Consider the following 25930-nt stretch of genomic DNA (forward strand, 5'->3'; position numbering starts at 1 on the left):
TAGGAGCGATATGATGAAAGACTACGATGTTTGTCGAAAGGCTGATCACCATGAATACATATAACCCCTTTCGTCTTGATGCTCCGTCAATGCTTTTGATTGAGGAATGGAATCAGACGGCGGAAACCGGCGGAGCCGTCACAGCCGGATTTACGACAAAAAACGGCGGAGAAAGCGAACCGCCTTTTCACTCACTGAATACAGGGCTGCACGTTCAGGATCATGAACAGCATGTCATCAATAACAGAAAACAGATTGCCGACAACTTAAAAACCGATCTGCACGACTGGGTATTTGCCGATCAGACGCATGAAGACCGGATTCAAAAAGTGACGGATAGCGATCGCGCCAGCGGCGCTTTCCGATACGATACGGCGCTGAAGGCTACGGACGGACTTTATACAGACAGGCCAAACCTGTTTTTGGCGCTTTGCTTTGCCGACTGCGTTCCTGTTTATTTTTACGATCCGGTCCGCTCGCTGGCCGGAATCGCTCACGCGGGCTGGAAAGGCACCGCGCTCGGGATCGCAGCCAGCATGGTTGACACGTGGGTCAGCCGGGAAGGATCAAATCCCGCAGACATCCACGCCGTGATCGGGCCTGCGATCGGCTCGTGCTGCTACACTGTCGACGATCATGTAATAGACAAAATCAGGAATCTTCCTCTTCAGCAAGAAGACAAAGCCTTTTTGACGATAAAAGAAGGGGAGTACCGTCTCGAATTAAAAGAAGTGAACAGGCAGCTGCTTGTACACGCCGGAATTCCAAACGGCCAGATCAAGGTGAGTTCCCTTTGTACGAGCTGCGAGCATTCACTGTTTTTCTCCCATCGGAGAGACCGGGGAAAAACCGGACGGATGATGTCCTTCATCGGATTAAAGGAGGTATAGCTTACAGGTGGATGTGAAAAGCAATTTACGACATATAAATGACAGGATCAACGAAGCGTGTATCAAAGCGGGAAGAACGCCCGACGAAATATCCGTCATCGCTGTCACGAAATATGTTTCCCCGGAACGGGCGCAGGCAGCGCTTGATGCAGGAATCAGACATTTGGGAGAAAACCGCGATACCGGACTGCTTCACAAGCTCGACGCTCTGAAAGACAGCGAACCGGTATGGCATTTTATCGGAACCCTGCAGACGAGAAAGGTAAAAGCAATCATCGATCATGTCTCATATATCCATTCTTTAGACAGGCTTTCATTGGCCGACGAGATTCAGAAGAGGGCAAAAAAACCGATTGACTGTTTTGTTCAGGTCAACACATCTCTTGAATCTTCAAAACACGGTATGGCAAAAGAAGAGGTTCTTTCTTTTGTAAAAAAACTGTCTGCATATGAAAACATCCGGATTGCGGGATTAATGACGATGGCTCCTTTTACGGATGACGAGACGGCAATCAGAAGCTGTTTTCGCTTGCTGAGAGAGCTGCGCGACGAGGTTCGCGGGCTCGGTCAATGGAACGCCCCGTGCAGCGAGCTTTCGATGGGGATGTCTAACGACTATACGATCGCAGTCGAGGAAGGCGCGACATTCGTCAGAATCGGATCTTCCTTAGTCGGAAATGAAACTGGAGGTGGACAATCATGAGTTTGAAAAACAAATTTAAAAACTTTTTTTCCTTGGATGATGAGGAATACGAATACGAGTACATTGAAACAGACAGGGAGGAAATCCCTGAAGAGCATGAATCGAAAGACAGAACCGCCTACCAGTCTAAAGCGGCTGGGAAGCAGAATGTCGTAAGTTTGCAAAGCGTTCAGAAATCTTCTAAAGTAGTGTTAAGTGAGCCTCGGGTGTACGCGGAAGCCCAGGAAATCGCAGACCATATCAAAAACCGGCGCGCCGTCGTCGTGAACCTGCAGCGCATTCAGCACGATCAGGCGAAAAGAATCGTTGATTTCTTGAGCGGAACTGTATATGCTCTCGGCGGCGATATTCAGCGGATCGGAGCGGACATCTTTTTATGCACGCCTGAAAACGTCGATGTCTCCGGCACGATTTCCGAGCTCATAGAAGAAGAACATCAGAGGTGGTAAATCGCAGATGATCCTACTTTATCAAATTTTAAGCACGCTTATAACCGTCTATTCGTTTGCGCTCATTATTTACATTTTTATGTCTTGGGTGCCTAATGCAAGGGAGTCTTCATTCGGCCGGGTGCTTGCTTCACTTTGCGAGCCTTATCTCGAACCGTTCAGAAGGATTATTCCTCCGCTCGGGATGATTGATATTTCTCCGCTCGTGGCGATTTTCATCCTGCGGTTCGCAGATGCAGGGCTTCTTGCGGTTTTCAGAATGCTCGGCGCTTTTTAAAGACATTATGCCGATCTCCCGTAAGACTTACCGCAGGCAGCGGCGCCGTGGTTCAGGAGCGTGCCTTCAATCTTTGCGGGCCGAGTATCGGGCTTGGCTGTAGGCCAGGCCTCTTTACATAGAAAGGAAAGACAATGAGCGATATTTACCAGCATTTCAGAAAAGACGAAGAGCCGTTTATCGACCAGGCTCTTGAGTGGAAAAGAATCGTGGCGGAACAGTACCGGATGAAGCTGACCGATTTTTTGGACCCGCGGGAACAGGTGATCCTGCAATCTGTCATCGGTCAGTCGGACGAAGTGAGGCTTGAATTTTTCGGGGGCTTCCCTGAGGCCGAACGAAAGAGGGCTTTACTATTCCCTGAATATGCCGAGCCGTCTGCCGAAGATTTTCAGCTTCAGGGCTGGGAAGTCATCTATCCGCAAAAATTCGCCTCCATCGAGCATCGCGAGCTTCTCGGCTCATTGATGGGCATCGGATTGAGGCGCCAAAAGTTCGGCGACCTGATCTTTTCGGACGGGACATGGCAGTTTATCTGTTCGGAAGAAGTCGCTGATTTTGTTTTCACCCAGCTGACACAAATCGGCAAGGTGAAAGTTTCCCTTGAAAAAATTCCGCTTTCTAAGCTTAAAGTACCGGAGCAGGATGTCGAAATAAGGGATGATACGGTTTCATCTTTGAGGCTTGATGCGATTTGCTCGGCAATGAGCAGGCAATCCCGGCAAAAAGCACAGGTTCTCGTGAAAAATGGCCTCGTGAAAGTGAACTGGAAAGTCATTGAAGACCCTTCATATGCACTGGCGGAAGGGGATATGGTTTCGATCCGGGGGTTTGGCCGGTTCAGGATGAAAAACATTGACGGCAAAACGAAGAAGGGCAAATGGAGATTGACGTTTGAAAAACAAAAATGACGCGTTTTAACAGTTTTTTCTCCGCCCGGTCGAATTTTGCTTTATAATGTTGACTAGGACAAGTGTACATAAAGAAAAATAATGGAGGTGGGCAGCATGCCTTTGACGCCAAATGACATTCATAATAAAACATTTACAAAAGCGTTCCGCGGCTATGACGAAGATGAAGTGAACGAGTTCCTGGCCCAGGTGAGAAAGGATTATGAGATCATTCTGCGCAAAAAAAATGAGCTTGAATCAAAGGTGAACGAGCTTGACGAGCGTCTCGGCCATTTTTCGACGATCGAAGAGACGTTGAATAAATCGATCCTTGTCGCACAGGAAGCAGCAGAAGACGTAAAGCGCAATTCCGAGAAAGAAGCGAAGCTCATCATTCGTGAAGCTGAGAAAAACGCTGACCGGATCATTAATGAGTCTCTTTCAAAATCGAGAAAGATCGCGATGGAAATCGAAGAGCTGAAAAAGCAGTCAAAAGTGTTCAGAACCCGTTTCCAAATGTTGATCGAAGCGCAGCTTGACCTGTTGAAAAACGACGACTGGGATCATTTGCTTGAATACGAAGTAGACGCCGTCATGGATGAAAAAGAATAGAATTTCATTTGCGTTCTTGACATATCGTCATCCGTTCGCATATAATACGTTCATAAATTGAGTGAAAAACGTTTGAGAGGGACAGACATTGATTTCTGTAAACAATGAAAGCGACCCGGGGGCGGTGTAAGCCCGGGATTGTTGGAATCGTTGTGAATCAGCCCTCAAGTTTCCTTTCTGAACCGTCCAGTAGGAAAGGACGTCCCATCACGTTACGATGTTTGAGCGGATAAGCCGAATCGGCTTGTCTAAAAGGGTGGTACCGCGAGATCAAAGCCTTCTCGTCCCTTATGGGATGAAAAGGCTTTTTTTGTTTTAGAAAAGATGTTTTGGAGGAATGGTAATGGATTATAAAGATACGCTCTTAATGCCGAAAACAGATTTTCCGATGAGAGGAAACCTGCCGAACCGTGAACCTGAAATCCAGGGAAAATGGGAAGATATGGACATTTACAGCCTCGTTCAGAAACGAACCGAAGGCCGGCCGATGTTCGTGCTTCATGACGGACCTCCGTATGCGAACGGCGATATTCATATGGGCCATGCGCTCAACAAAGTACTGAAGGACTTCATCGTCCGTTCGAGATCGATGAGCGGCTATCATGCACCGTATGTTCCGGGCTGGGATACACACGGCCTGCCGATTGAAACAGCGCTCACGAAAAACAAAAAAGTGAAGCGCAAAGAAATGACGGTAGCCGAATTCCGCAAGCTTTGCGAAGAATACGCATGGCAGCAAATCGAAGGACAAAAAACGCAATTTAAGCGCCTCGGTGTCAGAGGAGATTGGGAAAACCCATACGTGACCCTTAAGCCGGAGTTTGAAGCGCAGCAAATTAAAGTATTCGGCGAAATGGCGAAAAAAGGCTATATTTACAAAGGGAAGAAGCCGGTTTACTGGTCCCCTTCAAGCGAATCCGCTCTGGCTGAAGCTGAAATCGAATACCATGATAAACGCTCGCCGTCTATCTATGTTGCATTCGATGTGAAAGATGGAAAAGGTGTATTAACAAACGGCGAAAAAATCGTCATTTGGACGACAACGCCGTGGACGATCCCGGCCAATCTCGGCATCGCCGTACACCCTGAATTGGAGTACAGCGTCGTTGCTGCCGGAGGCGCGCGCTATGTGATGGCAAGCGCATTGATTGAAAGCGTGGCAAAAGCGATCGGCTTTGAAGATCATGAAGTCGTTCAAACTGTTAAAGGAAAAGACCTGGAACATATCGTCGCGGTTCATCCTTTATACAGCAGAGATTCTCTTGTTATGCTCGGTGAACACGTAACTACAGATGCCGGTACAGGCTGTGTTCATACTGCTCCGGGACACGGTGAAGACGACTTTATCATCGGTCAGAAATACGGACTTGACGTGCTTTGCCCGGTTGATGAAAAAGGACATATGACGAGCGAAGCCCCTGGTTTTGAAGGACTGTTTTATGATCAGGCCAACAAACCGATTACAGAACAGCTCGAAGAAAAAAGCGCTTTGCTGAAGCTCGATTTCATCACCCACTCCTATCCGCACGACTGGAGAACGAAAAAACCGACCATTTTCCGCGCGACCTCCCAATGGTTCGCTTCTATCAAAGACTTTAGAGACGAGCTTCTTGACGCGGTGAAAGAAACAAAATGGGTGCCTGAATGGGGCGAAACGCGCCTCTACAATATGATCCGCGACCGCGGCGACTGGTGTATCTCAAGACAGCGCGCATGGGGCGTGCCGATTCCGGTATTTTATGCCGAAAATGGGGAGCCGATCATCACGGATGAAACGATCGACCACGTTTCTGAACTATTCAGGGAGCACGGTTCGAACATTTGGTTTGAAAAAGAAGCGAATGAACTGCTTCCGGAAGGCTTTACGCATCCGGGAAGTCCGAACGGCAAGTTCACAAAGGAACAGGACATCATGGATGTCTGGTTTGATTCAGGTTCGTCACATCAGGCCGTACTGGAAGAGCGCGATGATCTTGTAAGACCTGCGGACTTGTATCTGGAAGGATCTGACCAATACCGCGGCTGGTTTAACTCATCGATTTCGACAGCCGTTGCCGTAACGGGTAAAGCACCATATAAAGGCGTGCTGTCACACGGTTTTGCCCTTGACGGAGAAGGCCGCAAGATGAGCAAATCACTCGGCAATGTCGTTGTTCCGGCAAAAATCATGAATCAGTTCGGGGCCGATATTTTAAGACTGTGGGTCGCATCTGTCGACTATCAAGCAGATGTCCGCGTATCTGACGCGATCTTAAAGCAAGTCGCAGAAGTGTACCGGAAGATCCGCAACACGTTCCGTTTTCTTCACGGAAACATTGCTGATTTTGACCCGGCGAAAGATGCAATCGCTGTGGAAGAACTTCGCGAAGTCGATCAGTACATTTTGATCAAGCTGAACAGCCTTATTGAAAAAGTCAAAAAAGCATATGAAGAATATGATTTTGCGGTCATTTACCATGCTGTCCACAACTTCTGCGCGATCGAGCTCAGCTCATTCTATATGGATTTTGCCAAAGACGTCGTTTATATTGAACACGCCGATCATAAAGACCGCCGCAGCATGCAGACCGTTTTTTACGAAACGTTGCTCGGGCTTGTCAAGCTGATCGCGCCGATCCTGCCGCATACTGCTGACGAAATGTGGAGCCACTTCACATTCGTATCGGAAAAAAGCGTGCAGCTTACCGATATGCCGGAAACAAGAGACATTCCAAATGCAAAAGAGACGGAAGAGAAGTTCGACAGCTTCATGAAGCTTCGCGGCGATGTTCTTAAAGCGCTTGAAACAGCGCGTAATGAAAAGATCATCGGAAAATCTTCGGTTGCGAGCTTGACGCTGTATCCAAATGAAGAAGCAAAAGCGCTGCTTTCTTCGATCAAGGAAGACGTCAAACAGCTGTTCATCGTGTCAGAGCTTCTCATCGGCGGAACGGAAGCCGAAGCGCCTGAAGGTGCGCAGACGTTTGACACAGGAAAAATCGTCGTTGCTCAGGCAGAAGGCGAAACTTGTGAGCGGTGTCGCATGGTTTCCAAAGAAATCGGCCAGGATGCCGATCATCCGGAGCTTTGCCCTCGCTGTGCCGGAATTGTGAAGACGTATTATCAAAATTAACCACGAAGCGGTTCGGAGTTTTTCCGAACCGCTTTTAATATGCCGCCAAACCTTATCAGGCCTGCCCAGGCGTCCTGTCTGAACGCACATCCTGGGAAAGTCCGGAGAAAGGATGCCATTGCTGACATCGTTTTGTACGTCAGGAAAAATCTTTTGGGCTTGGATACCGGCTTTGTCGGTAACACTAAGGTCACAAACGATAAGAGCAGGAGTTGATGTAGGCGTGAACGATCAGCTGGCGGCAATTCATACCGAACTTCTTCAAATGAAGGAAGAACTGGAAGCAAGGCTTTTTGAATACTCCTTTTTTCAGCAGGATTCTCAAGGCATCAATTCGTATCAGCAGGTTACACTTATGTATCATGTCAAAGAAGAGCTTCAGGACGTGCTTTTGGCCCTTTCAAAAATCGAAAACGGAACATACGGCATTTGCGAAGAAACGAATCAGGCAATTCCGCTGGAAAAAATGGCTATTCTGCCGACGGCGCGCACCGCGAACGATTTTTTATATCATGCCCAGTTTGAAAAAAAGACGCTTCCTATTTGGGCTGAGACGGATGAGACGTTCAACCGGGCGCTCTACTCATAACATTCTGCAAGAGGGGAGGGCTTTTGCCCTCTTGCAGGATGTCAATGAATATTCCTTTACTCCTTTTCTTTTTCTTGTTAAAATGCTTAAATGAAGAGAAACAGAAACTGGAGGAACGGTTTGTGCCTTATTACATAATTGCAGTGCTCATTATCGGTATCGATCAATTTACAAAATGGCTGGTCGTCAGCAAAATGGAGTACGGTGAAAGCATTCTCGTCATCGACGGTTTCTTTCAAATTACGTCGCACAGAAATACAGGCGCAGCATGGGGCATTTTGGCCGGACAGATGTGGTTTTTTTACATCATTACCACGGCGGTTATCATCGGCATTGTTTACTACATTCAAAAACATGCCAAAGGACAAATCCTGCTCGGAACCGCTCTCGGATTGATGCTTGGCGGTGCTGTCGGCAATTTTATCGACCGCGTGTTCAGGCAAGAAGTTGTCGATTTTATACACGTGACGATCGTCAATTATCATTATCCGATTTTCAACATTGCCGATTCATCTTTATGCGTCGGTGTCCTGCTCTTATTTATACAAATGCTGTTAGACGGAAAGAAGAAGAAGGAGCTGTAACATGGAGCATTATGATATGACCGTTCATGAAGAACATAAAGGTGAACGGATTGACAAGTACTTGACCGCAGTTGAAGCGGATTGGTCGCGGACTCAGGTGCAGCAGTGGATTAAAGAAGACCGCGTGCTGGTTAACGGAAATGCGGTCAAAGCCAATTATAAAGTTCAGGATGGGGATGCGGTGTCAGTCCATGTTCCAGAACCGGAACCGCTTGATGTCATGGCTGAACCGATGGATCTTGATATTTATTATGAGGATCAGGACGTTCTTGTCGTCAACAAGCCGCGCGGAATGGTGGTTCATCCGGCTCCCGGCCATCTGACGGGGACGCTTGTCAACGGTTTGATGGCGCATTGTGACGATCTGTCAGGCATCAACGGCGTGATGAGGCCGGGCATCGTCCACCGGATTGATAAGGACACTTCAGGTCTGTTGATGGTTGCCAAAAACGACATGGCGCATGAATCGCTCGTGAATCAGCTTGTCAACAAAACGGTGACGAGAAAATACACCGCGCTTGTCCACGGCGTCATCCCGCATGACCACGGGACGATCGACGCGCCGATCGGCAGGGATAAAAAAGACAGGCAGAGTATGACGGTCACAAGGGAAAATGGAAAGCATGCCGTCACTCATTTTGAAGTGATCGAACGGTTCGACGATTTCACTGTTGTTGAATGCCAGCTTGAAACGGGGCGAACCCATCAAATTCGCGTGCATATGAAATATATCGGTTTTCCTCTGGCGGGAGATCCGAAATACGGCCCGAAAAAGACGGTCGATTTCAACGGCCAGGTGCTGCATGCGGGCGTATTGGGATTTGACCATCCGCGTACCGGAGAATATGTTGAATTTGAGGCGCCTCTGCCTGATGACATGAAAAATCTCCTCGACAAAATTCGAAATAAACGTTGACAGACGTTTTCTTTTTTGAAATAATAAATGCAGTTAAATCAGATTCTTTAACACAGTCCAGAGAGGCTGAGAAGGATACCGGACAAGCGAATCAATGAATTCGTTTCAAGACCCCTCTCTGCCTTTATGCAGAAGGGGTTTTTGTTTTATCCTTTAAAAGATGCGGGGTGCTGGCCATGCAGGAACAAGAAAAGGCTGTTGTGCTTGACGAACAGGCGATCAGAAGGGCGCTGACAAGAATCGCCCACGAAATGATTGAACGAAACAAAGGAATGAACAACTGTATCCTTGTCGGAATCAAAACGAGAGGCATCTATCTGGCCAAACGGCTTGCCGAACGGATTGAGCAAATCGAAGGAAACAAAGTCACCGTAGGAGAGCTCGACATTACCCTTTACAGGGATGATCTCTCCAAAAAAACGTCTAATGAAGAGCCGCTTGTCAACGGAGCGGACATTCCGGCGGACATCACCGATCAAAAGGTGATCGTCGTCGATGATGTGCTTTACACGGGACGGACAGTCAGAGCGGCCATGGATGCGCTCGTCGATGTCGGGCGGCCTTCATCCATCCAGCTCGCGGTGCTTGTCGACCGCGGCCACAGAGAGCTGCCGATCAGAGCCGACTATATCGGGAAAAACATCCCGACATCGAAAACCGAAAAGGTCATGGTTCAATTGGAAGAAGTTGACGGACGCGACCTTGCGGCGATTTATAAAAAGTGAATGACAATCCTTTTTTAAATGCATTCCAGTGAGTTTGCAAAGAGGGATAGAACGAAAGATGCCGCCTCACCATGCGGCGGATCTTTGTCTGCCTCTTTGCGCAATTTAAGCAAAGAGGCTTTTTTAATGGGCACAATCTTTTCAGGATATAAAGACATCAAAGACAGTGAGTCAACCATCAGGAGGAAAAAATATGAGTCAGAAAAAAGTGAACCTTGGTGTCAGAGAAGTACCAAAACCTTTGAATTGGATAACTTTCAGCCTGCAGCATCTGTTTGCCATGTTCGGAGCGACGATCCTCGTGCCAAAGCTTGTAGGCTTAAGCCCAGGCGTGGCCCTTATAACGAGCGGGCTAGGAACGCTTGCATATCTCTTGATTACAAAAGGACAGATCCCGGCTTACTTAGGTTCATCCTTTGCATTTATTGCCCCGATTATCGCAGCAAAAGCCGCCGGAGGCCCTGGGGCGGCCATGATCGGCGCATTTATGGCAGGCATCGCCTACGGGCTGATCGCCCTGCTCATCCAGCAACTTGGAACGGACTGGCTGATGAGGCTCCTGCCGCCTGTTGTCGTCGGTCCGGTCATTATCGTCATCGGACTCGGGCTGGCAAGCACGGCTGTCAATATGGCCATGTATGAAGATTCGGGAGCAAAAGTGCTCGTCTACAGCGCCAAACATTTTGGCGTCGCAGGATTCACACTCGCGCTCACCATAATCTGCGCGATTTTCTTAAGAGGATTTTTCAGCCTGATTCCTGTCTTGATCGGAATTATCGGCGGATACTTGTTCGCCCTGACCCAAGGCATCGTCGACTTCCAGATGGTCCTTGACGCCAAATGGTTTGCTGTTCCAGATTTCGTCATTCCGTTTGTCGACTATACGCCGAGCGCGGCGGCTGTCGGAATTGGAATCGCCATGGTGCCCGTTGCTTTCGTGACAATGTCAGAACATATCGGCCACCAAATGGTATTAAGCAAAGTCGTCGGTCAGGATTTCATTAAGAAGCCCGGGCTTCACCGCTCGATTTTCGGCGACAGTGTCGCAACGATGCTGGCATCATGCATCGGCGGACCGCCGACAACGACCTACGGAGAAAACATCGGCGTACTCGCCATCACAAGAGTATTCAGCGTATTTGTCATCGGCGGAGCGGCTGTTATTGCACTGTGCTTCGGGTTTATCGGCAAAATTTCGGCCCTGATCAGCTCTGTCCCTTCTGCAGTCATGGGAGGCGTTTCCTTCCTGCTGTTCGGTATCATCGCATCAAGCGGACTGCGCATGCTGATTGATAACAAAATTGACTTGGAAAATAAGCGAAACCTGATCATCTCATCCGTCATTCTCGTCATCGGAGTGGGCGGCGCATTTATCAAAATCTCAGGGTTCGAGCTGTCAAGCATGGCGCTTGCAGCGATCGTCGGAGTGGTTTTAAACCTTGTCCTGCCTGAATCAAAGGGAGATCAGGACGGGATTGAAATAGAAGAGCATATTTAAAAACCTTTTAAATGAAGTCCAGAGAGGCTTGAAAGGGTTACGGAGAGAGAAGTGCAAAAAAGCGCATTCTCTGGTTCACTGTACCCCAAGCCGTTGTGGCTTGGGGTTTTTTTACAGGAAATTAAAGCCTGAGGGGGAGAAAAAATGAAACACTTGACCGCAATGAATGAGCTTAGTCTTGAGGATATTCACGAGCTGATTGAAGAGGCGAGAGAGCTGAAAAAAAGGAAATTCGATTCCGTCCTCTCCGGAAAGTTTGCTGCCAATCTGTTTTTTGAACCGAGCACAAGAACGCGCTTCAGCTTTGAAGTGGCTGAAAAGAAACTCGGCATGAATGTGCTGAACCTGGACGGTGTTTCAACAAGCGTACAAAAAGGAGAATCGTTGTACGATACCGTCAAGACACTCGAATCCATCGGCGCTGATGTATGTGTGATCAGACACTCTCAGGATCATTATTACGATGAACTTATCGGACATGTCGGCATTCCGGTGATCAATGCCGGAGACGGCTGCGGTCAGCATCCCACTCAATCTTTGCTCGATTTGCTGACGATTTACGAGGAATGGGGCGGATTTGCCGGACTGACGGTATCCATACACGGAGATATCAAACACAGCAGAGTGGCAAGATCGAATGCCGAAGTGCTGACAAGGCTCGGAGCAAAGGTTCTTTTCTCAGGTCCGGAAGAATGGCGGGATAACAACAATCCTTACGGGACATATGTGTCGCCTGATGAAGCGGTCGCAAATTCGGATGTCGTGATGCTTCTCCGAATTCAGCACGAACGTCATGAGAAAAAGGCGGCAGAACGCGATTATCTTGAAACTTTCGGACTGTCGCTGAAGCGGGCGGAGCTCCTGAAAAAAGACGCGGTCATCATGCATCCTGCGCCTGTTAACAGAGGCGTCGAGATTGACAGTGCGCTGGTCGAATCCACTCAGTCGAGAATTTTCAAACAAATGGAAAACGGTGTATATATCAGAATGGCGGTTTTAAAAAGAGCGCTTCTAAACGGCGAAAACAAAAAAAGGGGAGATCAGGCTTATGTCTTATTTAATTAAAAACGGCTTCATACTCGACGAAAAAGGTGAAAAAGTACAGTGCGACATCAGGGTTGAAGGCGATGCAATCAGCGAAATCGGAAGCCTAGAGGCCGCTTTGGGAGAAACGGTCATCAATGCGGATGGGCTTTTCGTCTCGCCGGGGCTTGTTGACCTTCACGTTCACTTCAGAGAGCCGGGCGGCGAGAAGAAAGAAACGATCGAAACAGGTGCAAAAGCCGCGGCAAGAGGCGGGTTTACAACTGTCGCCGCAATGCCGAATACGCGGCCTGTCCCCGATACGAAAGAGCAGATGGAGTGGCTCGTCAACCGCATTGACGAAACGGCATCTGTCAGAGTGCTGCCGTACGCTTCCATCACCATCAGACAAACAGGTCAGGAAATGACCGACTTCGAAGGGCTGAAAGACGCAGGTGCGTTTGCGTTTACTGATGACGGCGTCGGCGTTCAAACGGCGGGGATGATGTATGAAGCGATGAAAAAAGCGGCTTCGATCGATAAAGCAATTGTTGCCCACTGTGAAGACAATTCACTGATCTACGGCGGCAGTGTCCACGATGGGAAATTTGCCAAAGCCAACGGTTTAAACGGGATTCCTTCGATATGCGAAGCCGTTCACATCGCAAGGGACGTTCTTCTGGCCGAAGCGGCAGGCTGCCATTACCATGTCTGTCATATCAGCACGAAGGAATCGGTCAGGGTCGTCCGCGACGCCAAAAAAGCGGGAATCCGTGTGACAGCGGAAGTGACGCCTCACCATCTGCTCCTTTCAGACAGCGACATTCCCGGTCTTGATACAAATTATAAAATGAATCCGCCGCTCAGAAGTCCGGAAGACAGAGAAGCGCTCCTTGAGGGGCTTACAGACGGAACAATCGATTTTATCGCTACGGATCATGCCCCTCATACAGAAGATGAAAAACAACAGACAATGAGCCTGGCGCCATTTGGGATTGTCGGCTTGGAGACGGCTTTTCCGCTTCTTTATACGCACTTTGTCAAAACGGGAAACTGGACGCTGAAACAGCTCCTCGATTATATGACGGTCAAACCTTGCGAGGCGTTCGGACTTCCTTACGGTAAGCTTGAAGCCGGGCGGTCCGCGGATATTACGCTGATAGATCTTGAACGCGAAGAAAAAATTGATAAAAACACCTTTCTTTCTAAAGGGAAAAACACGCCGTTTGACGGCATCAGCTGCTTCGGCTGGCCGGTTATGACAATGGCAAAGGGAAAACTCGTTTACCAAGAGGGGAGACTTGTAAAATGAAAAGACGTCTTGTACTAGAAAACGGAACAATTTTTGAAGGGGAAGCTTTCGGCAGCCTGGAAAACACCATGGGAGAAGTCGTCTTCAACACGGGGATGACAGGCTATCAAGAAATCCTCTCAGACCCGTCATACTGCGGACAAATTGTCACACTGACCTACCCGCTGATCGGGAACTACGGGATCAACAGAGACGACTTTGAATCTATCACCCCTTATGTGAAAGGGTTTATCGTAAAAGAGTTATGTCAACTTCCGTCAAACTGGCGCTCTGCTTATACCCTTGATGAATATTTAAAAATGAAGAACATCCCGGGACTCTCGGGGATTGACACGAGAAAGCTGACAAGAATGATCAGAACGGCAGGTACGCTGAAAGGGGTTTTTGCCGGCCCGGAAGAAGATGCTGAGGCTTTGGTTCAAAAGCTGAAAGAAACGAACCTTCCGACCGACCAGGTCAGCCAAGTTTCAACAAAAACGGCATATCCGAGCCCTGGGAGGGGGAAGCGAATCGTGCTTGTCGATTTCGGAATGAAGCACGGCATCTTAAGAGAGCTGAACAAGCGCAAATGCGATGTGATCGTCGTTCCTCACAATGTAACAGCAGAAGAAGTGATGCAGCTGAAGCCTGACGGCGTAATGCTGTCAAACGGACCTGGAGATCCAACGGACGTACCCGAAGCAATTGCCATGATTCAAAACATTCTCGGCAAGGTTCCATTGTTCGGCATCTGTCTCGGCCATCAGCTGTTTGCCCTCGCCTGCGGAGCAAAGACGGCGAAAATGAAATTCGGACACCGCGGTTCCAACCATCCGGTTAAAGAGCTTGCAACCGGGAGAGTATCAATTACGGCTCAAAACCACGGCTATACCGTATCGACCGTTGAAAACACGCCGCTTGAAGTGACGCATGTCGCGATTAATGACGACACAATCGAAGGGCTTAAACATAAACACGAACCGGCTTTCACGGTTCAATACCATCCGGAAGCTTCACCGGGACCGGAAGACGCCAACCATTTATTTGATCAATTTTTACACATGATTGAAACCACAGAGAAAGAAGGGGAAGCGGTATGCCTAAACGCGTAGATATCAAAAAGATTTTGGTGATCGGATCAGGGCCGATTATTATCGGGCAGGCGGCGGAATTTGATTATGCGGGTACACAGGCCTGCCTCGCTTTAAAAGAAGAAGGCTATGAAGTCATTCTCGTCAACTCGAATCCGGCGACGATCATGACGGATACGGAAATGGCCGACCGCGTATATATCGAACCGCTGACGCTTGAATTCTTAACACGTATCATCCGCAAAGAGCGGCCGGACGCCATTTTGCCGACATTGGGCGGGCAGACGGGCCTCAACTTGGCGGTCGAACTGTCCGAGCACGGCATCCTGGCTGAGTGCGGTGTTGAAGTGCTCGGCACGAAATTGGCTGCGATCCAACAAGCGGAGGACCGCGACTTGTTCAGAAGCCTGATGAATGAGTTGAATGAACCGGTTCCGGAAAGCGAGATCATCCACTCGCTCGAGGAAGCGCGCGAGTTCGTCGAGCGCATCGGCTTCCCCGTCATCGTCCGGCCGGCATACACGCTCGGCGGAACAGGCGGAGGCATCTGCTCAAACGAAGACGAGCTGAAGGAAATTGTTGAAAACGGCTTAAAAATGAGCCCGGTTCACCAATGTCTGCTTGAAAAAAGCATCGCCGGCTACAAAGAAATCGAGTATGAAGTCATGAGAGACTCGAGCGATCACGCGATCGTCGTCTGCAATATGGAAAACATCGATCCGGTCGGGATTCATACCGGGGACAGCATCGTTGTAGCGCCGAGCCAGACGTTGAGCGACCGCGAATACCAAATGCTTCGCAATGTATCGCTGAAAATCATCCGCGCGCTTGAAATCGAAGGCGGCTGTAATGTTCAGCTGGCGCTTGACCCGGACAGCTTTCAGTACTACATCATCGAGGTAAACCCGCGGGTCAGCCGTTCATCAGCGCTTGCCTCAAAAGCGACGGGCTATCCGATCGCAAAGCTTGCCGCTAAAATTGCCGTCGGTTTGTCTCTTGACGAAATGATGAATCCTGTGACAGGAAAAACGTACGCGTCTTTCGAACCTGCACTCGACTATGTCGTTTCAAAAATACCGCGCTGGCCGTTTGATAAATTCGAATCGGCAAACCGCAAGCTCGGCACGCAGATGAAAGCGACAGGCGAAGTGATGGCGATCGGAAGAACGTGGGAGGAATCTCTCCTGAAAGCGGTCCGTTCTCTTGAAGCGGATGTCTATCACCTGGAGCTGAAAGATGCCGGTGAGATCTCGAATGAAGTGCTTGAAAAACGGATTAAAAAAGCGGGAGACGAACGTCTCTTTTACTTGGCCGAAGCGTTTAGAAGAGGATACACGGTCAGCGATCTCCACGAATTTTCGGCAATTGACCTGTTCTTCCTGCACAAGCTTGAGGGAATCATTCGCTTTGAAGAAAAGCTGAAAGCCGGGCGCGGCGACCTGGGTCTTTTGAAAGAAGCGAAAGAGCTCGGTTTTTCAGACCGCTTCATCAGCCTTCTCTGGGAGATGCCTGAAAGAAAGCTTTATGATCTTAGAAAAGAAACAGGCATCACGCCTGTTTATAAAATGGTTGATACATGTGCGGCCGAATTTGAATCGGAGACACCTTATTTCTACAGCACATATGAAGAGGAAAACGAATCGGTCAGAACAGACAAAAACAGCGTTATCGTTCTTGGCTCCGGCCCGATCCGGATCGGCCAGGGGGTCGAATTCGATTATGCGACTGTGCATTCGGTTTGGGCGATCAAAGAAGCCGGCTATGAAGCAATCATTATTAACAACAATCCTGAGACGGTTTCAACAGACTTCAGCATCTCCGACAAGCTCTACTTTGAGCCGCTTACTGTTGAAGATGTCATGCATATCATCGATTTGGAGCAGCCGAAAGGCGTCGTCGTTCAGTTTGGCGGACAGACTGCGATCAACCTTGCCGACGAGCTCGCGGAGCGGGGCGTCGCCATTCTTGGAACATCCCTTGAGGATTTGGACCGCGCCGAGGACCGCGACAAGTTCGAACAGACGCTTGAAACGCTGCATGTGCCTCAGCCGCTCGGAAAAACGGCGACATCTGTGGAAGGCGCTGTTGAAATCGCAGCCAACATCGGCTATCCGGTGCTTGTCCGCCCATCGTATGTACTTGGGGGGCGTGCGATGGAGATCGTCTACCATGAAACAGAGCTTCTCCATTATATGAAGAATGCAGTGAAAATCAATCCGCAGCACCCTGTCTTGATCGATAAATATTTGACCGGAAAGGAAATTGAAGTGGATGCGATTTCTGACGGTGAAACGGTCGTCATTCCGGGGATTATGGAGCACATTGAACGGGCCGGCGTCCACTCAGGGGATTCGATTGCCGTTTACCCGCCGCAATCCCTTTCAGAGGACATCAAGAAAAAGATTGAAGCATACACGATTAAGCTTGCAAAAGGCTTAAACATCGTCGGCCTGCTCAACATTCAGTTTGTCCTTTCAAAAGATGAGGTTTACGTCCTTGAAGTCAACCCGAGATCGAGCCGCACGGTGCCGTTTCTCAGCAAAATCACCGGCATTCCGATGGCCAATCTCGCAACAAAAGTGATTCTCGGCGGGAAGCTTGCCGATATGGGCTATACTGAAGGCCTTCAAAAAGAGCAGGAAGGCGTATATGTGAAAGTGCCGGTCTTCTCGTTTGCAAAGCTGAGGAGAGTGGATATCACGCTCGGACCGGAAATGAAATCGACCGGGGAAGTCATGGGCAAAGACAGTACTTTGGAAAAAGCGCTGTACAAAGGACTGATCGCTTCAGGCATCCAAATTCCGAATTACGGCTCTGTTCTCCTGACAGTTGCTGATAAAGATAAAGAGGAAGGTCTATTGATCGCCAAGCGGTTCCATGCGATCGGCTATAAAATATTGGCTACGGAAGGAACGGCCGGCTATTTAAGAGACGCATCCGTACCTGTTAAAACCGTCGGGAAAATCGGCGAAGAAGGCACAAATCTCCTTGATGTCATTCGAAACGGGGAAGCGCAGTTCGTCGTCAATACGCTGACAAAAGGGAAGCAGCCGGCAAGGGACGGCTTCAGAATCAGACGCGAATCCGTTGAAAACGGCGTTGCCTGCCTGACATCCCTTGATACGGCGGAAGCGATTTTGCGGGTGCTTGAAAGCATGAGCTTCCGCGCCGATCATATGCCGGCGATTAGAATTGAGCAAAAGGCGGCCGTCAGATGAGAAAAGGGTATATGACAGTCCGTTCAAACAAGTGTATCGCGGATCATATTTATCAAATGGTACTGGAAGGGGAGATTGCCGAAGTTTGCGGCGCTCCCGGCCAGTTTCTTCACATCAAGGTCTCAGATTCCCTCACGCCGCTTTTGAGGCGGCCGATCAGCATCGCCGACATCAACAGAGCTGCCCGGCAGGTGACCATCATCTTTCGCAAGGATGGGGAAGGCACGAGTCTCCTGTCTTTAAAACAGGAAGGAGATCAGATCGATGTCCTTGGTCCGCTCGGCAACGGTTTTCCGGCTGAATCGCTTGAACCGGGGAAAACGGCTCTTCTTGTCGGAGGGGGGATCGGTGTTCCGCCGCTTTACGAGCTGAGCAAACAGCTGACAAATAGAGGGGTGCACGCGATCCATGTGTTAGGATTTGCTTCTGCAAAAGACGTCTTTTACGAACAGGAATTCAGCCGTTTCGGGCGTGTGTATGTGGCAACCGCAGACGGCACCCGCGGTTCAAAGGGATTTGTTACAGATGTCATTGAAAACGAGGGGCTTCAGTTTGACTGCATAATGGCCTGCGGACCGACGCCGATGCTGAAAGCTTTAAAACAGCGCTATCCGGATAAAGAGGTTTATCTGTCAATGGAAGAGCGCATGGGATGCGGGATCGGCGCTTGCTTTGCCTGTGTCTGCCATACGGAAGAAAGCGAAACATCTTATGTGAAGGTATGCCTTGATGGTCCTGTTTTCAAAGCCCAGGAGGTGCTGTTATGATGCTCGAAGTCAATTTGCCGGGCCTTCAATTGAAAAATCCGATCATGCCGGCTTCAGGCTGCTTCGGATTCGGGAGAGAATTTGCGAACTTTTACGATCTTTCACGTCTCGGTGCGATCATGATTAAAGCGACGACGAGCGAACCGCGCTTCGGGAACCCGACGCCGCGCGTCGCCGAGACGCAAGCCGGCATGCTTAATGCCATCGGTCTGCAAAATCCGGGTTTAGAGGCTGTCATGGAACACGAATTGCCGTGGCTCGAACAGTTCGATACACCGATTATCGCCAATGTCGCCGGCTCGCAGATCGACGATTATGTTGAAGTGGCTGAAGAAATCAGCAAAGCGCCGAATGTTCATGCGCTCGAGCTGAATATTTCCTGTCCTAACGTGAAAACGGGAGGGATCGCCTTCGGTACGCAGCCGGAAATGGCCAGTGAGCTGACGAAAGCGGTGAAAGAGGTTGCGAGCGTTCCCGTCTATGTGAAGCTGTCGCCGAATGTCGCGAATATTACCGACATCGCTCTTGCCATAGAAGAAGCGGGAGCGGACGGTTTGACGATGATCAACACCCTGATCGGGATGCGGCTCGACTTAAAAACGGGAAAGCCGATCTTGGCGAACAAAACCGGCGGATTATCAGGCCCTGCTGTTAAACCGGTGGCCATCAGAATGGTGCATGAAGTCAGCCAAAAAGTCAGCATTCCGATCATCGGCATGGGCGGTGTCCAGTCAGCGGAAGATGTGCTTGAGTTTTTGCTGGCGGGTGCGAGCGCAGTCGCCGTCGGCACCGCAAACTTTGTTAATCCGTTTGTTTGTCCCGAAATCATCGCCGATTTGCCGCGCGTTTTAGAAAAATACGGATACCGTTCGTTGAACGAGTGTATCGGAAGGAGCTGGAAGGATGAAACATACGCCGCCCATCATCGCGCTTGATTTTGCATCAGCACAGGAAACATATGCGTTTTTGGACCGGTTTCATGGAGAAGAGCTTTTCGTGAAGGTGGGCATGGAGCTTTTTTATCAGGAAGGGCCGGCCATCCTTGAAAAGTTACAGGAGCGCGGCTGCCGCATTTTCCTTGATCTAAAATGCCACGACATTCCAACGACCGTATACAAGGCGATGAAAAGGCTGGCGGGGTTTGGCGTCAGCCTTGTCAATGTGCACGCAGCAGGCGGAAAGCAAATGATGGAGTCGGCGCTTGAAGGCCTTGAAGCGGGGACTCCGGCAGGCCGAAAACGCCCTTCATTAATTGCTGTGACCCAGCTGACAAGCACGTCTTCAGAAATGCTTCAGCAAGAGCTGCTGATTGAAACGCCGCTTCTCGATACAGTTGTTCACTACAGCAAGTTGGCTAAAGAAAGCGGACTTGACGGTGTCGTCTGCTCCGTCCATGAAGCCGAACACATTTACCGGGCCGCGTCTTTAGATTTTCTGACCGTGACACCCGGAATTCGCATGGCGGATGACAAAAACAACGACCAGGTCCGGGTGGCGACGCCTGGCTACGCAAGGGAAAAAGGCGTGTCGGCGATCGTTGTCGGCCGTTCGATTACACAGGCAGAAGATCCTGTGTCAGCCTACAGAAGAATAGGACATGAGTGGGAGGGAACCAAGGCATGAAAACAGACATTGCAAACCATTTATTAAGAATCAAAGCGGTTTTCCTGCGCCCGAACGAGCCGTTTACATGGGCGAGCGGCATCTTGTCGCCCATCTACTGCGACAATCGTTTGACGCTTTCATATCCGGAAGTAAGGGATGATATAGCTTCAGGGCTTGCCGGACTGATTCAAGACAAGTTTCCCGGAGCCGAAATGATCGCCGGTACGGCAACTGCAGGAATCCCCCATGCCGCGCTTGCCGCCGACAGGCTGAGCCTGCCGATGTGCTACGTCAGAAGCAAACCGAAGGCGCACGGCAAAGGAAACCAAATTGAAGGCGCTGTTGTAAAAGGACAAAAAGTCGTTGTAATTGAAGATTTAATTTCAACGGGAGGAAGCGTCCTTGAAGCGGCAGCCGCTCTCACAGAGGCGGGATGTGAAGTGCTCGGTGTCGCCGCCATTTTCACTTACGGGCTTCCTAAAGCTGCCGCCGCCTTCAGCGAAGCGGGCGTTGAATACCGTACGCTGACTGATTACGATACATTGACAGAGGCTGCGCTTGCCGGCGGATATATCAGCGAACAGGATGCCGCCAAACTGAAAGAATGGAAGGCGGATCCTGAAAGCAAGTCTTGGATGGATTAATGATAAAAGCCGTATTCTCCTAATGGGAGAACGGCTTTTTTTGCGTCTTTTTACAGATTTAAAAATAGTAAAATCGGATTATTTTTATTTTTTATTAATCCTATAAAAAAAGTCGGGTTGACTTTTGTTCGAATTGTGCTAAAATTTTAAAATAACAAAAGCAAACTTATCAAGAGCGGTGGAGGGACTGGTCCGATGAAACCCGGCAACCTGCGTGTGAAGCGTAAGGTGCTACTTCCAGCAAAATGCCCTCATTTTGAGAGATAAGGAATAGCGGAGTTCCTCGTCTTTCTTTCAAATTTGGAAGAAAGATTTTAATTTTTAGGGGCAGAGGAGGAGCTAGAAGTGAAGACAGATGAACAGCTTGAAAAGGTGATCATCAAAATGAAAGACATGCTGAAAGACATGAATTACGGATCGATCACATTCGTTGTTCAGGACGGCAAAGTCATTCAAATCGAAAAAAATGAAAAAATAAGATTGAAATAGCTGACTAGACAAACTAGAGGCGGTTTTCACAGTTTTTTTCTGCTGGAAGCCGTTTTTTTGTTGGCGAAAAAAGGGGGAACCGAAAATTTTTACTTACAGCACATGGGAAGAACCAAATATCTCTTTTCAGGAAGATGACTCTTATAAAGGAGCGCTGTCCGTCTTGAAATGGGCATACGGACATTACGGAAATCAGCTTGTATATGCGTGCAGCTTCGGAATTGAGGGAATCGTCCTGATCGATTTGATTTATAAGGTGAAAAAAGATGCGGTCATCGTTTTCCTTGATACGGGATTTCATTTTAAAGAAACGTATGAAACGATCGACGCTGTCAAAGAACGATATCCAGGCCTTCAGATTATCATGAAAACACCGGAGCTTACCGTCGAAGAGCAGGCGAAAGAATATGGGGACGAACTATGGAAGACCGCTCCGAATTCCTGCTGTGAAATGAGGAAGGTCATTCCTCTCCGCGAGACGCTTTCAGGCTACCCGGCGTGGCTGTCGGGCCTGCGCCGCGAGCAATCGCCCGGGCGGAGCAAAACGAATTTTTTGAACAAAGATGAAAAATTCAAGTCTATCAAAGTTTGTCCGCTCATTCATTGGACGTGGAAGGATATTTGGAGATATGTGACAAAGCACGATCTCCCGTACAATCCGCTTCATGATCAAGGCTACCCGAGCATCGGCTGCGCTCCGTGCACCTCTCCGGCCTTTACAATGGATGATCTTCGATCAGGCCGCTGGAACGGATCGGCTAAAACAGAATGCGGATTACACGAGTAAGGAGATGAGTCATGGAACTTGCCGCCATTTTATTTAGCATGTTTTTTGCGATGAATATCGGAGCGAGCGGTGCAGCTGCTTCAATGGGAATCGCCTATGGATCTGAAGCCGTCAAAAAGAAGTTTCACGCACTAATAATCTGTGCAGCAGGCGTTCTCTCGGGCGCCGTCATCGGCGGAGGAAACGTCGTGAAAACGATCAGCTCAGGCATCATTCCCGAACGGGTGATTTCGCTTGAAATCGTCTGCATTATTATCGGCTCGGCGGCACTGTCGCTCTTTATCGCAAATGTACTCGGCATCCCGCTTTCGACAAGTGAAGTGACGGTCGGATCTGTTGTCGGAGTAGGTGTCGCTTACCAGGTTTTATATGTGAAATCTTTGCTTGTCATCGTCTCATTTTGGGTCGTTGTACCAATCGTCGCTTTTACCTTTACATTTGCGATGGCAAACATCATGAAAAAAACGATCAAACGTCCAGCCTCGGGAAAGAAAGCAAAGGTTTTGGCGGTCATTCTGTTGATCACCGGGTTTTTTGAAGCCTTCTCAGCAGGCATGAACAATGTCGCAAATGCTGTCGGACCTCTGGTGGCGGCGCATGTTTTGACAGTCGGGGAAGGAACGCTCTACGGCGGACTGTTTGTCGCGCTGGGCGCCCTTTTACTGGGCAGGCGCGTTCTTGAAACAAACGGCAAAAAAATAACGAAATTTTCAAAAGGAGAGGGGATCATCCTTTCCGGAACAGGAGCCGGGCTTGTCATCATCAGTTCGATTTTCGGTTTGCCGGTTCCGCTTGCGCAAGTCACATCATCTTCTATTATAGGGATGGGAATGGCAAAAAACGGCGGCAATGTCTTTCATAAACAAGTGGTCAAAACGATGCTGAAAGTATGGGTCGTCTCGCCGTTCCTTTCATTAAGCCTGTCTTATATGCTGGTCAGCCTTTTATTAAAAGGAGACTATTATGCTCTCATCGTCGTCACAAGCGTCCTTCTGGCATCTGTCGGGACGATCAGCCTGATGAGAGCAGTCAAAAAAGAGCACAGCTCCGTCCATGAACAAGGCGGAGGAATTTAAACACAAAGTAGGGGGAAACAAGTTTATGAGTTTAGCACCACACGGCGGTGTATTGGTTAACCGCGTCAATGAAGCATACGATTTTCAACATATCGCACAGGAAATAGAATTGGATTTAATGGCTTTTTCAGATTTGGAGCTGATCGGAATCGGTGCGTACAGCCCGATCCAAGGCTTTATGACAGAGAAAGACTATCTGTCCGTTGTCGAAAATATGAGACTGTCAAGCGGCGAAGTATGGACGCTTCCGATCGCTCTGCCTGTTGACGAGCAAAAAGCTTCAAGCTTAAAAGCGGGGGACACCGTCCGCCTCACCTATAATGGGGAAACATACGGCGTCATCGAGATCGAAGACATCTATACGCCGGACAAGAAAACGGAAGCCGTCAATATCTATAAAACCGACGAACTCGAGCATCCGGGCGTCAAAAAATTGTTTGACCGCGGCAGCGTTTATGTGGGCGGGCCGATCACTCTCATTAAACGGAGCGTAAAGCAATTCCCGGCCCACACATTCGAACCTTTGGAAACAAGAAAAAAATTCGCAGAACTCGGCTGGAAAACGATCGTCGGATTCCAGACGAGAAATCCGGTTCACAGAGCGCACGAATACATTCAAAAAACGGCGCTCGAGACAGTAGACGGTCTTTTCCTCAATCCGCTCGTCGGGGAAACAAAATCAGACGATATTCCGGCTGATGTCCGCATGGAAAGCTATCAGGTGCTGCTTGACGGCTACTATCCAAAAGACCGCGTCTTTCTCGGCGTTTTTCCGGCGGCGATGCGCTATGCGGGGCCGAAGGAAGCAATCTTCCATGCGCTTGTCAGAAAGAACTACGGATGTACGCATTTTATCGTCGGAAGAGACCATGCCGGAGTCGGCGATTACTACGGCACATATGAAGCGCAGGAACTGTTCGATCAGTTCGCGCCGGAAGAGATCGGCATTACGCCGCTGAAATTCGAACACAGCTTCTACTGCAATGTCTGCGGTTCAATGGCTACGGCGAAAACGTGCCCTCACAGCAAAGAACATCATGTCATTTTGTCCGGTACAAAGGTGAGGGGCATGCTGAGAAACGGCGAGTTCCCGCCGAGCACATTCAGCCGTCCAGAAGTCATTCAAACATTAATCAAAGGCTTAACGGCCGGGGTTTCTTAAGGGGGAGCATCTCTTGGTAAATAAAGATATTGTTTGGCATGAAGCGTCCATTACAAAACGGGAATATCATGAGAAAAATAAACATAAAAGCTCGATCGTTTGGCTGACGGGCTTGAGCGGTTCAGGAAAATCAACAATTGCCAATGCCGCAGCGCGTGAGTTGTTTGAACAAGGCTACCAGGTCACGGTGCTCGACGGCGACAACGTCAGGCACGGACTGAACAAGGACCTCGGGTTTTCCGATGAAGACCGGAAGGAAAACATCCGCCGGATCGGCGAGGTCGCGAAGCTCTTTGTCGAACAGGGGACGATCGTCATTACGGCGTTCATTTCCCCTTTTAAAGAAGACCGCGGGCTTGTCAGACAGCTCGTCGAGGAAGATGAGTTTCATGAAGTCTATGTGAAATGCGATTTGGCGACGTGCGAGGAGCGCGACCCGAAAGGCTTGTATAAAAAAGCGAGAAACGGAGAAATTCCATTTTTCACGGGGATCGATTCGCCTTATGAAGAGCCTGAAACGCCTGAGCTAGTCCTTGATACAGGCGCACATAATCGGGAAGAGTGCAAAAATCAGCTCGTCCAATACGTGAAAGATCAAACGAAATAAAATGCGGGTGAAATAGGAAAGTGCTGCACATGCACTTTCCTATTTCATAAAGAAAACGTTTGGTTTTTGTGATATTTTCAGGCACCAAACGCTTTCTTTATGATTTATAATGATTGAAGAAGACGTTGATCAGATCGGGGGGAGATCTAAGATGGGGAAAGTATATATCGTTGGGGCAGGTCCTGGAGACCCCGATTTACTGACGATCAAAGCTTTAAAAGCCATCCAGACAGCCGATGTCATTTTGTATGACAGGCTTGTGAATAAACAGATTTTACAGCACGCCAAGGAGGGAGCGGATCTCATCTACTGCGGAAAGCTTCCGGACTACCACATGATGAAGCAGGAAACGATCAATCATTTTCTCGTCAAGTATGCGAAAAAAGGGAAAATCGTTGTCAGGCTGAAAGGCGGCGATCCTTTCGTATTCGGCAGAGGCGGCGAGGAAGCGCAAACCCTCGCTGAACACGGAGTTGCTTATGAAATCGTGCCGGGAATCACCTCGGGGATTGCCGCCGCTGCTTATGCGGGCATTCCAGTGACACACCGGGAAGCGAGTTCAAACGTCGCTTTCGTGACAGGACATTATCAAAAAGATGAACATTTTGAAGAGAAGTGGAAAGCGCTAGCCACAGGGATCGATACGCTTGTCATTTATATGGGGATTAAAAACGTGAAGCAAATTGAAAGGCTTCTGATCGAAAACGGCAGAGATCCGTCTACCCCTGCCGCTTTCATTCATTGGGGAACGACGGACAAACAAAAAACGGTGCTTTGCACGGTTGAAACGCTTGCAGGTACAGTCGAAAGCGAAAAAATTGAAAACCCGAGCCTGATTGTCATCGGGGATGTCGTTCAATTCAGCTCACAGTTAAGCTGGTTTGAACCCGAGCTGAAAGATCCGGCATTAAGCGAGGCGCTTTAA

At 49.1% G+C, this 25930-nt stretch carries 26 protein-coding genes, 1 riboswitch and 1 other annotated feature; all 26 genes read left to right on the plus strand.

Features of this window, described 5'->3' with window-relative positions:
- The first annotated feature begins 50 nt into the window (after positions 1-50).
- On the plus strand, positions 51-890 hold the full coding sequence (gene pgeF, locus M1D59_RS08480; RefSeq protein ID WP_020451315.1) for a peptidoglycan editing factor PgeF: 840 nt from the start codon (positions 51-53) through the stop codon (positions 888-890).
- A gap of 7 nt (positions 891-897) precedes the next feature.
- A complete protein-coding gene (locus M1D59_RS08485; RefSeq protein WP_020451316.1) occupies positions 898-1593 on the plus strand; it encodes a YggS family pyridoxal phosphate-dependent enzyme in 696 nt (231 codons plus the stop codon).
- Positions 1590-2042: a cell division protein SepF gene (sepF, locus tag M1D59_RS08490; protein ID WP_003181594.1), complete on the plus strand. Its 453-nt coding sequence runs from the start codon at positions 1590-1592 to the stop codon at positions 2040-2042. Before M1D59_RS08485 ends, sepF begins: the two co-directional genes overlap by 4 nt.
- A 10-nt stretch (positions 2043-2052) precedes the next feature.
- On the plus strand, positions 2053-2319 hold the full coding sequence (locus tag M1D59_RS08495) for a YggT family protein (protein ID WP_025811370.1): 267 nt from the start codon (positions 2053-2055) through the stop codon (positions 2317-2319).
- A 134-nt stretch (positions 2320-2453) separates the two neighbouring features.
- The gene (locus tag M1D59_RS08500) at positions 2454-3230 is read left to right on the plus strand and encodes a YlmH family RNA-binding protein (protein ID WP_023857245.1); all 777 of its coding nucleotides are present in this window, start codon (positions 2454-2456) and stop codon (positions 3228-3230) included.
- Between the two features lie 96 nt (positions 3231-3326).
- On the plus strand, positions 3327-3821 hold the full coding sequence (locus M1D59_RS08505; RefSeq protein WP_020451319.1) for a DivIVA domain-containing protein: 495 nt from the start codon (positions 3327-3329) through the stop codon (positions 3819-3821).
- A gap of 62 nt (positions 3822-3883) precedes the next feature.
- Positions 3884-4113 (plus strand) — a binding site (T-box leader).
- Positions 4114-4164: 51 nt separating this feature from the next.
- Positions 4165-6933, plus strand: coding sequence for an isoleucine--tRNA ligase (gene ileS, locus M1D59_RS08510; RefSeq protein ID WP_458117937.1), 2769 nt, complete (start codon positions 4165-4167; stop codon positions 6931-6933).
- A gap of 223 nt (positions 6934-7156) precedes the next feature.
- A complete protein-coding gene (locus M1D59_RS08515; RefSeq protein WP_023857244.1) occupies positions 7157-7522 on the plus strand; it encodes a TraR/DksA family transcriptional regulator in 366 nt (121 codons plus the stop codon).
- A gap of 44 nt (positions 7523-7566) precedes the next feature.
- On the plus strand, positions 7567-8106 hold the full coding sequence (gene lspA / locus M1D59_RS08520) for a signal peptidase II (RefSeq protein WP_020451322.1): 540 nt from the start codon (positions 7567-7569) through the stop codon (positions 8104-8106).
- 1 nt (position 8107) lies between these two features.
- Complete coding sequence (locus M1D59_RS08525; RefSeq protein WP_020451323.1) at positions 8108-9022, plus strand: RluA family pseudouridine synthase; 915 nt, start codon at positions 8108-8110, stop codon at positions 9020-9022.
- Positions 9023-9198: 176 nt separating this feature from the next.
- Complete coding sequence (gene pyrR, locus M1D59_RS08530; RefSeq protein WP_458117938.1) at positions 9199-9747, plus strand: bifunctional pyr operon transcriptional regulator/uracil phosphoribosyltransferase PyrR; 549 nt, start codon at positions 9199-9201, stop codon at positions 9745-9747.
- A gap of 193 nt (positions 9748-9940) precedes the next feature.
- Positions 9941-11245, plus strand: coding sequence for a uracil permease PyrP (gene pyrP / locus M1D59_RS08535; protein WP_035338811.1), 1305 nt, complete (start codon positions 9941-9943; stop codon positions 11243-11245).
- Positions 11246-11389: 144 nt separating this feature from the next.
- Entirely contained in the window at positions 11390-12310 is a 921-nt protein-coding gene (locus tag M1D59_RS08540) for an aspartate carbamoyltransferase catalytic subunit (RefSeq protein WP_458117939.1), read from the plus strand.
- Positions 12294-13580, plus strand: coding sequence for a dihydroorotase (locus M1D59_RS08545; RefSeq protein ID WP_020451327.1), 1287 nt, complete (start codon positions 12294-12296; stop codon positions 13578-13580). The genes M1D59_RS08540 and M1D59_RS08545 overlap by 17 nt, the downstream gene beginning before the upstream one ends.
- Positions 13577-14671, plus strand: a complete 1095-nt coding sequence (locus M1D59_RS08550) for a carbamoyl phosphate synthase small subunit (RefSeq protein WP_023857237.1) — start codon at positions 13577-13579, stop codon at positions 14669-14671. Before M1D59_RS08545 ends, M1D59_RS08550 begins: the two co-directional genes overlap by 4 nt.
- Positions 14656-17868: a carbamoyl-phosphate synthase large subunit gene (carB, locus tag M1D59_RS08555; RefSeq protein WP_020451329.1), complete on the plus strand. Its 3213-nt coding sequence runs from the start codon at positions 14656-14658 to the stop codon at positions 17866-17868. Before M1D59_RS08550 ends, carB begins: the two co-directional genes overlap by 16 nt.
- The gene (locus tag M1D59_RS08560; RefSeq protein ID WP_023857236.1) at positions 17865-18635 is read left to right on the plus strand and encodes a dihydroorotate dehydrogenase electron transfer subunit; all 771 of its coding nucleotides are present in this window, start codon (positions 17865-17867) and stop codon (positions 18633-18635) included. Before carB ends, M1D59_RS08560 begins: the two co-directional genes overlap by 4 nt.
- Positions 18635-19570 carry a dihydroorotate dehydrogenase gene (locus M1D59_RS08565; protein ID WP_023857235.1) on the plus strand — a complete coding sequence of 312 codons (936 nt, stop codon included), beginning with the start codon at positions 18635-18637 and terminating at the stop codon, positions 19568-19570. The genes M1D59_RS08560 and M1D59_RS08565 overlap by 1 nt, the downstream gene beginning before the upstream one ends.
- Complete coding sequence (gene pyrF / locus M1D59_RS08570; RefSeq protein ID WP_020451332.1) at positions 19539-20258, plus strand: orotidine-5'-phosphate decarboxylase; 720 nt, start codon at positions 19539-19541, stop codon at positions 20256-20258. The genes M1D59_RS08565 and pyrF overlap by 32 nt, the downstream gene beginning before the upstream one ends.
- Complete coding sequence (pyrE, locus tag M1D59_RS08575) at positions 20255-20884, plus strand: orotate phosphoribosyltransferase (protein ID WP_020451333.1); 630 nt, start codon at positions 20255-20257, stop codon at positions 20882-20884. Before pyrF ends, pyrE begins: the two co-directional genes overlap by 4 nt.
- 163 nt (positions 20885-21047) lie before the next feature.
- Positions 21048-21154: riboswitch (SAM riboswitch) on the plus strand.
- A gap of 102 nt (positions 21155-21256) precedes the next feature.
- Positions 21257-21373 (plus strand): YezD family protein, encoded by a 117-nt coding sequence (locus tag M1D59_RS08580; RefSeq protein ID WP_369878884.1) that lies wholly within the window; start codon positions 21257-21259, stop codon positions 21371-21373.
- A gap of 85 nt (positions 21374-21458) precedes the next feature.
- Entirely contained in the window at positions 21459-22160 is a 702-nt protein-coding gene (locus tag M1D59_RS08585; RefSeq protein WP_023857233.1) for a phosphoadenylyl-sulfate reductase, read from the plus strand.
- 11 nt (positions 22161-22171) lie between these two features.
- Positions 22172-23236, plus strand: a complete 1065-nt coding sequence (locus M1D59_RS08590) for an inorganic phosphate transporter (RefSeq protein WP_020451335.1) — start codon at positions 22172-22174, stop codon at positions 23234-23236.
- Between the two features lie 25 nt (positions 23237-23261).
- On the plus strand, positions 23262-24398 hold the full coding sequence (gene sat, locus M1D59_RS08595) for a sulfate adenylyltransferase (protein WP_020451336.1): 1137 nt from the start codon (positions 23262-23264) through the stop codon (positions 24396-24398).
- Positions 24399-24411: 13 nt separating this feature from the next.
- Positions 24412-25005: an adenylyl-sulfate kinase gene (gene cysC, locus M1D59_RS08600; protein WP_020451337.1), complete on the plus strand. Its 594-nt coding sequence runs from the start codon at positions 24412-24414 to the stop codon at positions 25003-25005.
- Positions 25006-25156: 151 nt separating this feature from the next.
- Complete coding sequence (cobA, locus tag M1D59_RS08605; RefSeq protein ID WP_020451338.1) at positions 25157-25930, plus strand: uroporphyrinogen-III C-methyltransferase; 774 nt, start codon at positions 25157-25159, stop codon at positions 25928-25930.

This window comes from Bacillus sp. PK6-026 (assembly GCF_054161455.1).

Excerpts from the sequence above, each read along its gene's own strand:
- M1D59_RS08550 (WP_023857237.1), top strand. The coding sequence starts at position 13,577 with ATGAAAAGACGTCTTGTACTAGAAAACGGAACAATTTTTGAAGGGGAA.
- pyrE (WP_020451333.1), top strand. The coding sequence starts at position 20,255 with ATGAAAACAGACATTGCAAACCATTTATTAAGAATCAAAGCGGTTTTC.
- sat (WP_020451336.1), top strand. The coding sequence starts at position 23,262 with ATGAGTTTAGCACCACACGGCGGTGTATTGGTTAACCGCGTCAATGAA.
- M1D59_RS08540 (WP_458117939.1), top strand. The coding sequence starts at position 11,390 with ATGAAACACTTGACCGCAATGAATGAGCTTAGTCTTGAGGATATTCAC.
- M1D59_RS08525 (WP_020451323.1), top strand. The coding sequence starts at position 8,108 with ATGGAGCATTATGATATGACCGTTCATGAAGAACATAAAGGTGAACGG.
- lspA (WP_020451322.1), top strand. The coding sequence starts at position 7,567 with ATGAATATTCCTTTACTCCTTTTCTTTTTCTTGTTAAAATGCTTAAAT.
- M1D59_RS08545 (WP_020451327.1), top strand. The coding sequence starts at position 12,294 with ATGTCTTATTTAATTAAAAACGGCTTCATACTCGACGAAAAAGGTGAA.
- M1D59_RS08565 (WP_023857235.1), top strand. The coding sequence starts at position 18,635 with ATGCTCGAAGTCAATTTGCCGGGCCTTCAATTGAAAAATCCGATCATG.
- M1D59_RS08590 (WP_020451335.1), top strand. The coding sequence starts at position 22,172 with ATGGAACTTGCCGCCATTTTATTTAGCATGTTTTTTGCGATGAATATC.
- M1D59_RS08560 (WP_023857236.1), top strand. The coding sequence starts at position 17,865 with ATGAGAAAAGGGTATATGACAGTCCGTTCAAACAAGTGTATCGCGGAT.
- pyrF (WP_020451332.1), top strand. The coding sequence starts at position 19,539 with ATGAAACATACGCCGCCCATCATCGCGCTTGATTTTGCATCAGCACAG.
- pgeF (WP_020451315.1), top strand. The coding sequence starts at position 51 with ATGAATACATATAACCCCTTTCGTCTTGATGCTCCGTCAATGCTTTTG.
- ileS (WP_458117937.1), top strand. The coding sequence starts at position 4,165 with ATGGATTATAAAGATACGCTCTTAATGCCGAAAACAGATTTTCCGATG.
- pyrP (WP_035338811.1), top strand. The coding sequence starts at position 9,941 with ATGAGTCAGAAAAAAGTGAACCTTGGTGTCAGAGAAGTACCAAAACCT.
- cobA (WP_020451338.1), top strand. The coding sequence starts at position 25,157 with ATGGGGAAAGTATATATCGTTGGGGCAGGTCCTGGAGACCCCGATTTA.
- carB (WP_020451329.1), top strand. The coding sequence starts at position 14,656 with ATGCCTAAACGCGTAGATATCAAAAAGATTTTGGTGATCGGATCAGGG.
- M1D59_RS08505 (WP_020451319.1), top strand. The coding sequence starts at position 3,327 with ATGCCTTTGACGCCAAATGACATTCATAATAAAACATTTACAAAAGCG.
- M1D59_RS08500 (WP_023857245.1), top strand. The coding sequence starts at position 2,454 with ATGAGCGATATTTACCAGCATTTCAGAAAAGACGAAGAGCCGTTTATC.
- pyrR (WP_458117938.1), top strand. The coding sequence starts at position 9,199 with ATGCAGGAACAAGAAAAGGCTGTTGTGCTTGACGAACAGGCGATCAGA.
- sepF (WP_003181594.1), top strand. The coding sequence starts at position 1,590 with ATGAGTTTGAAAAACAAATTTAAAAACTTTTTTTCCTTGGATGATGAG.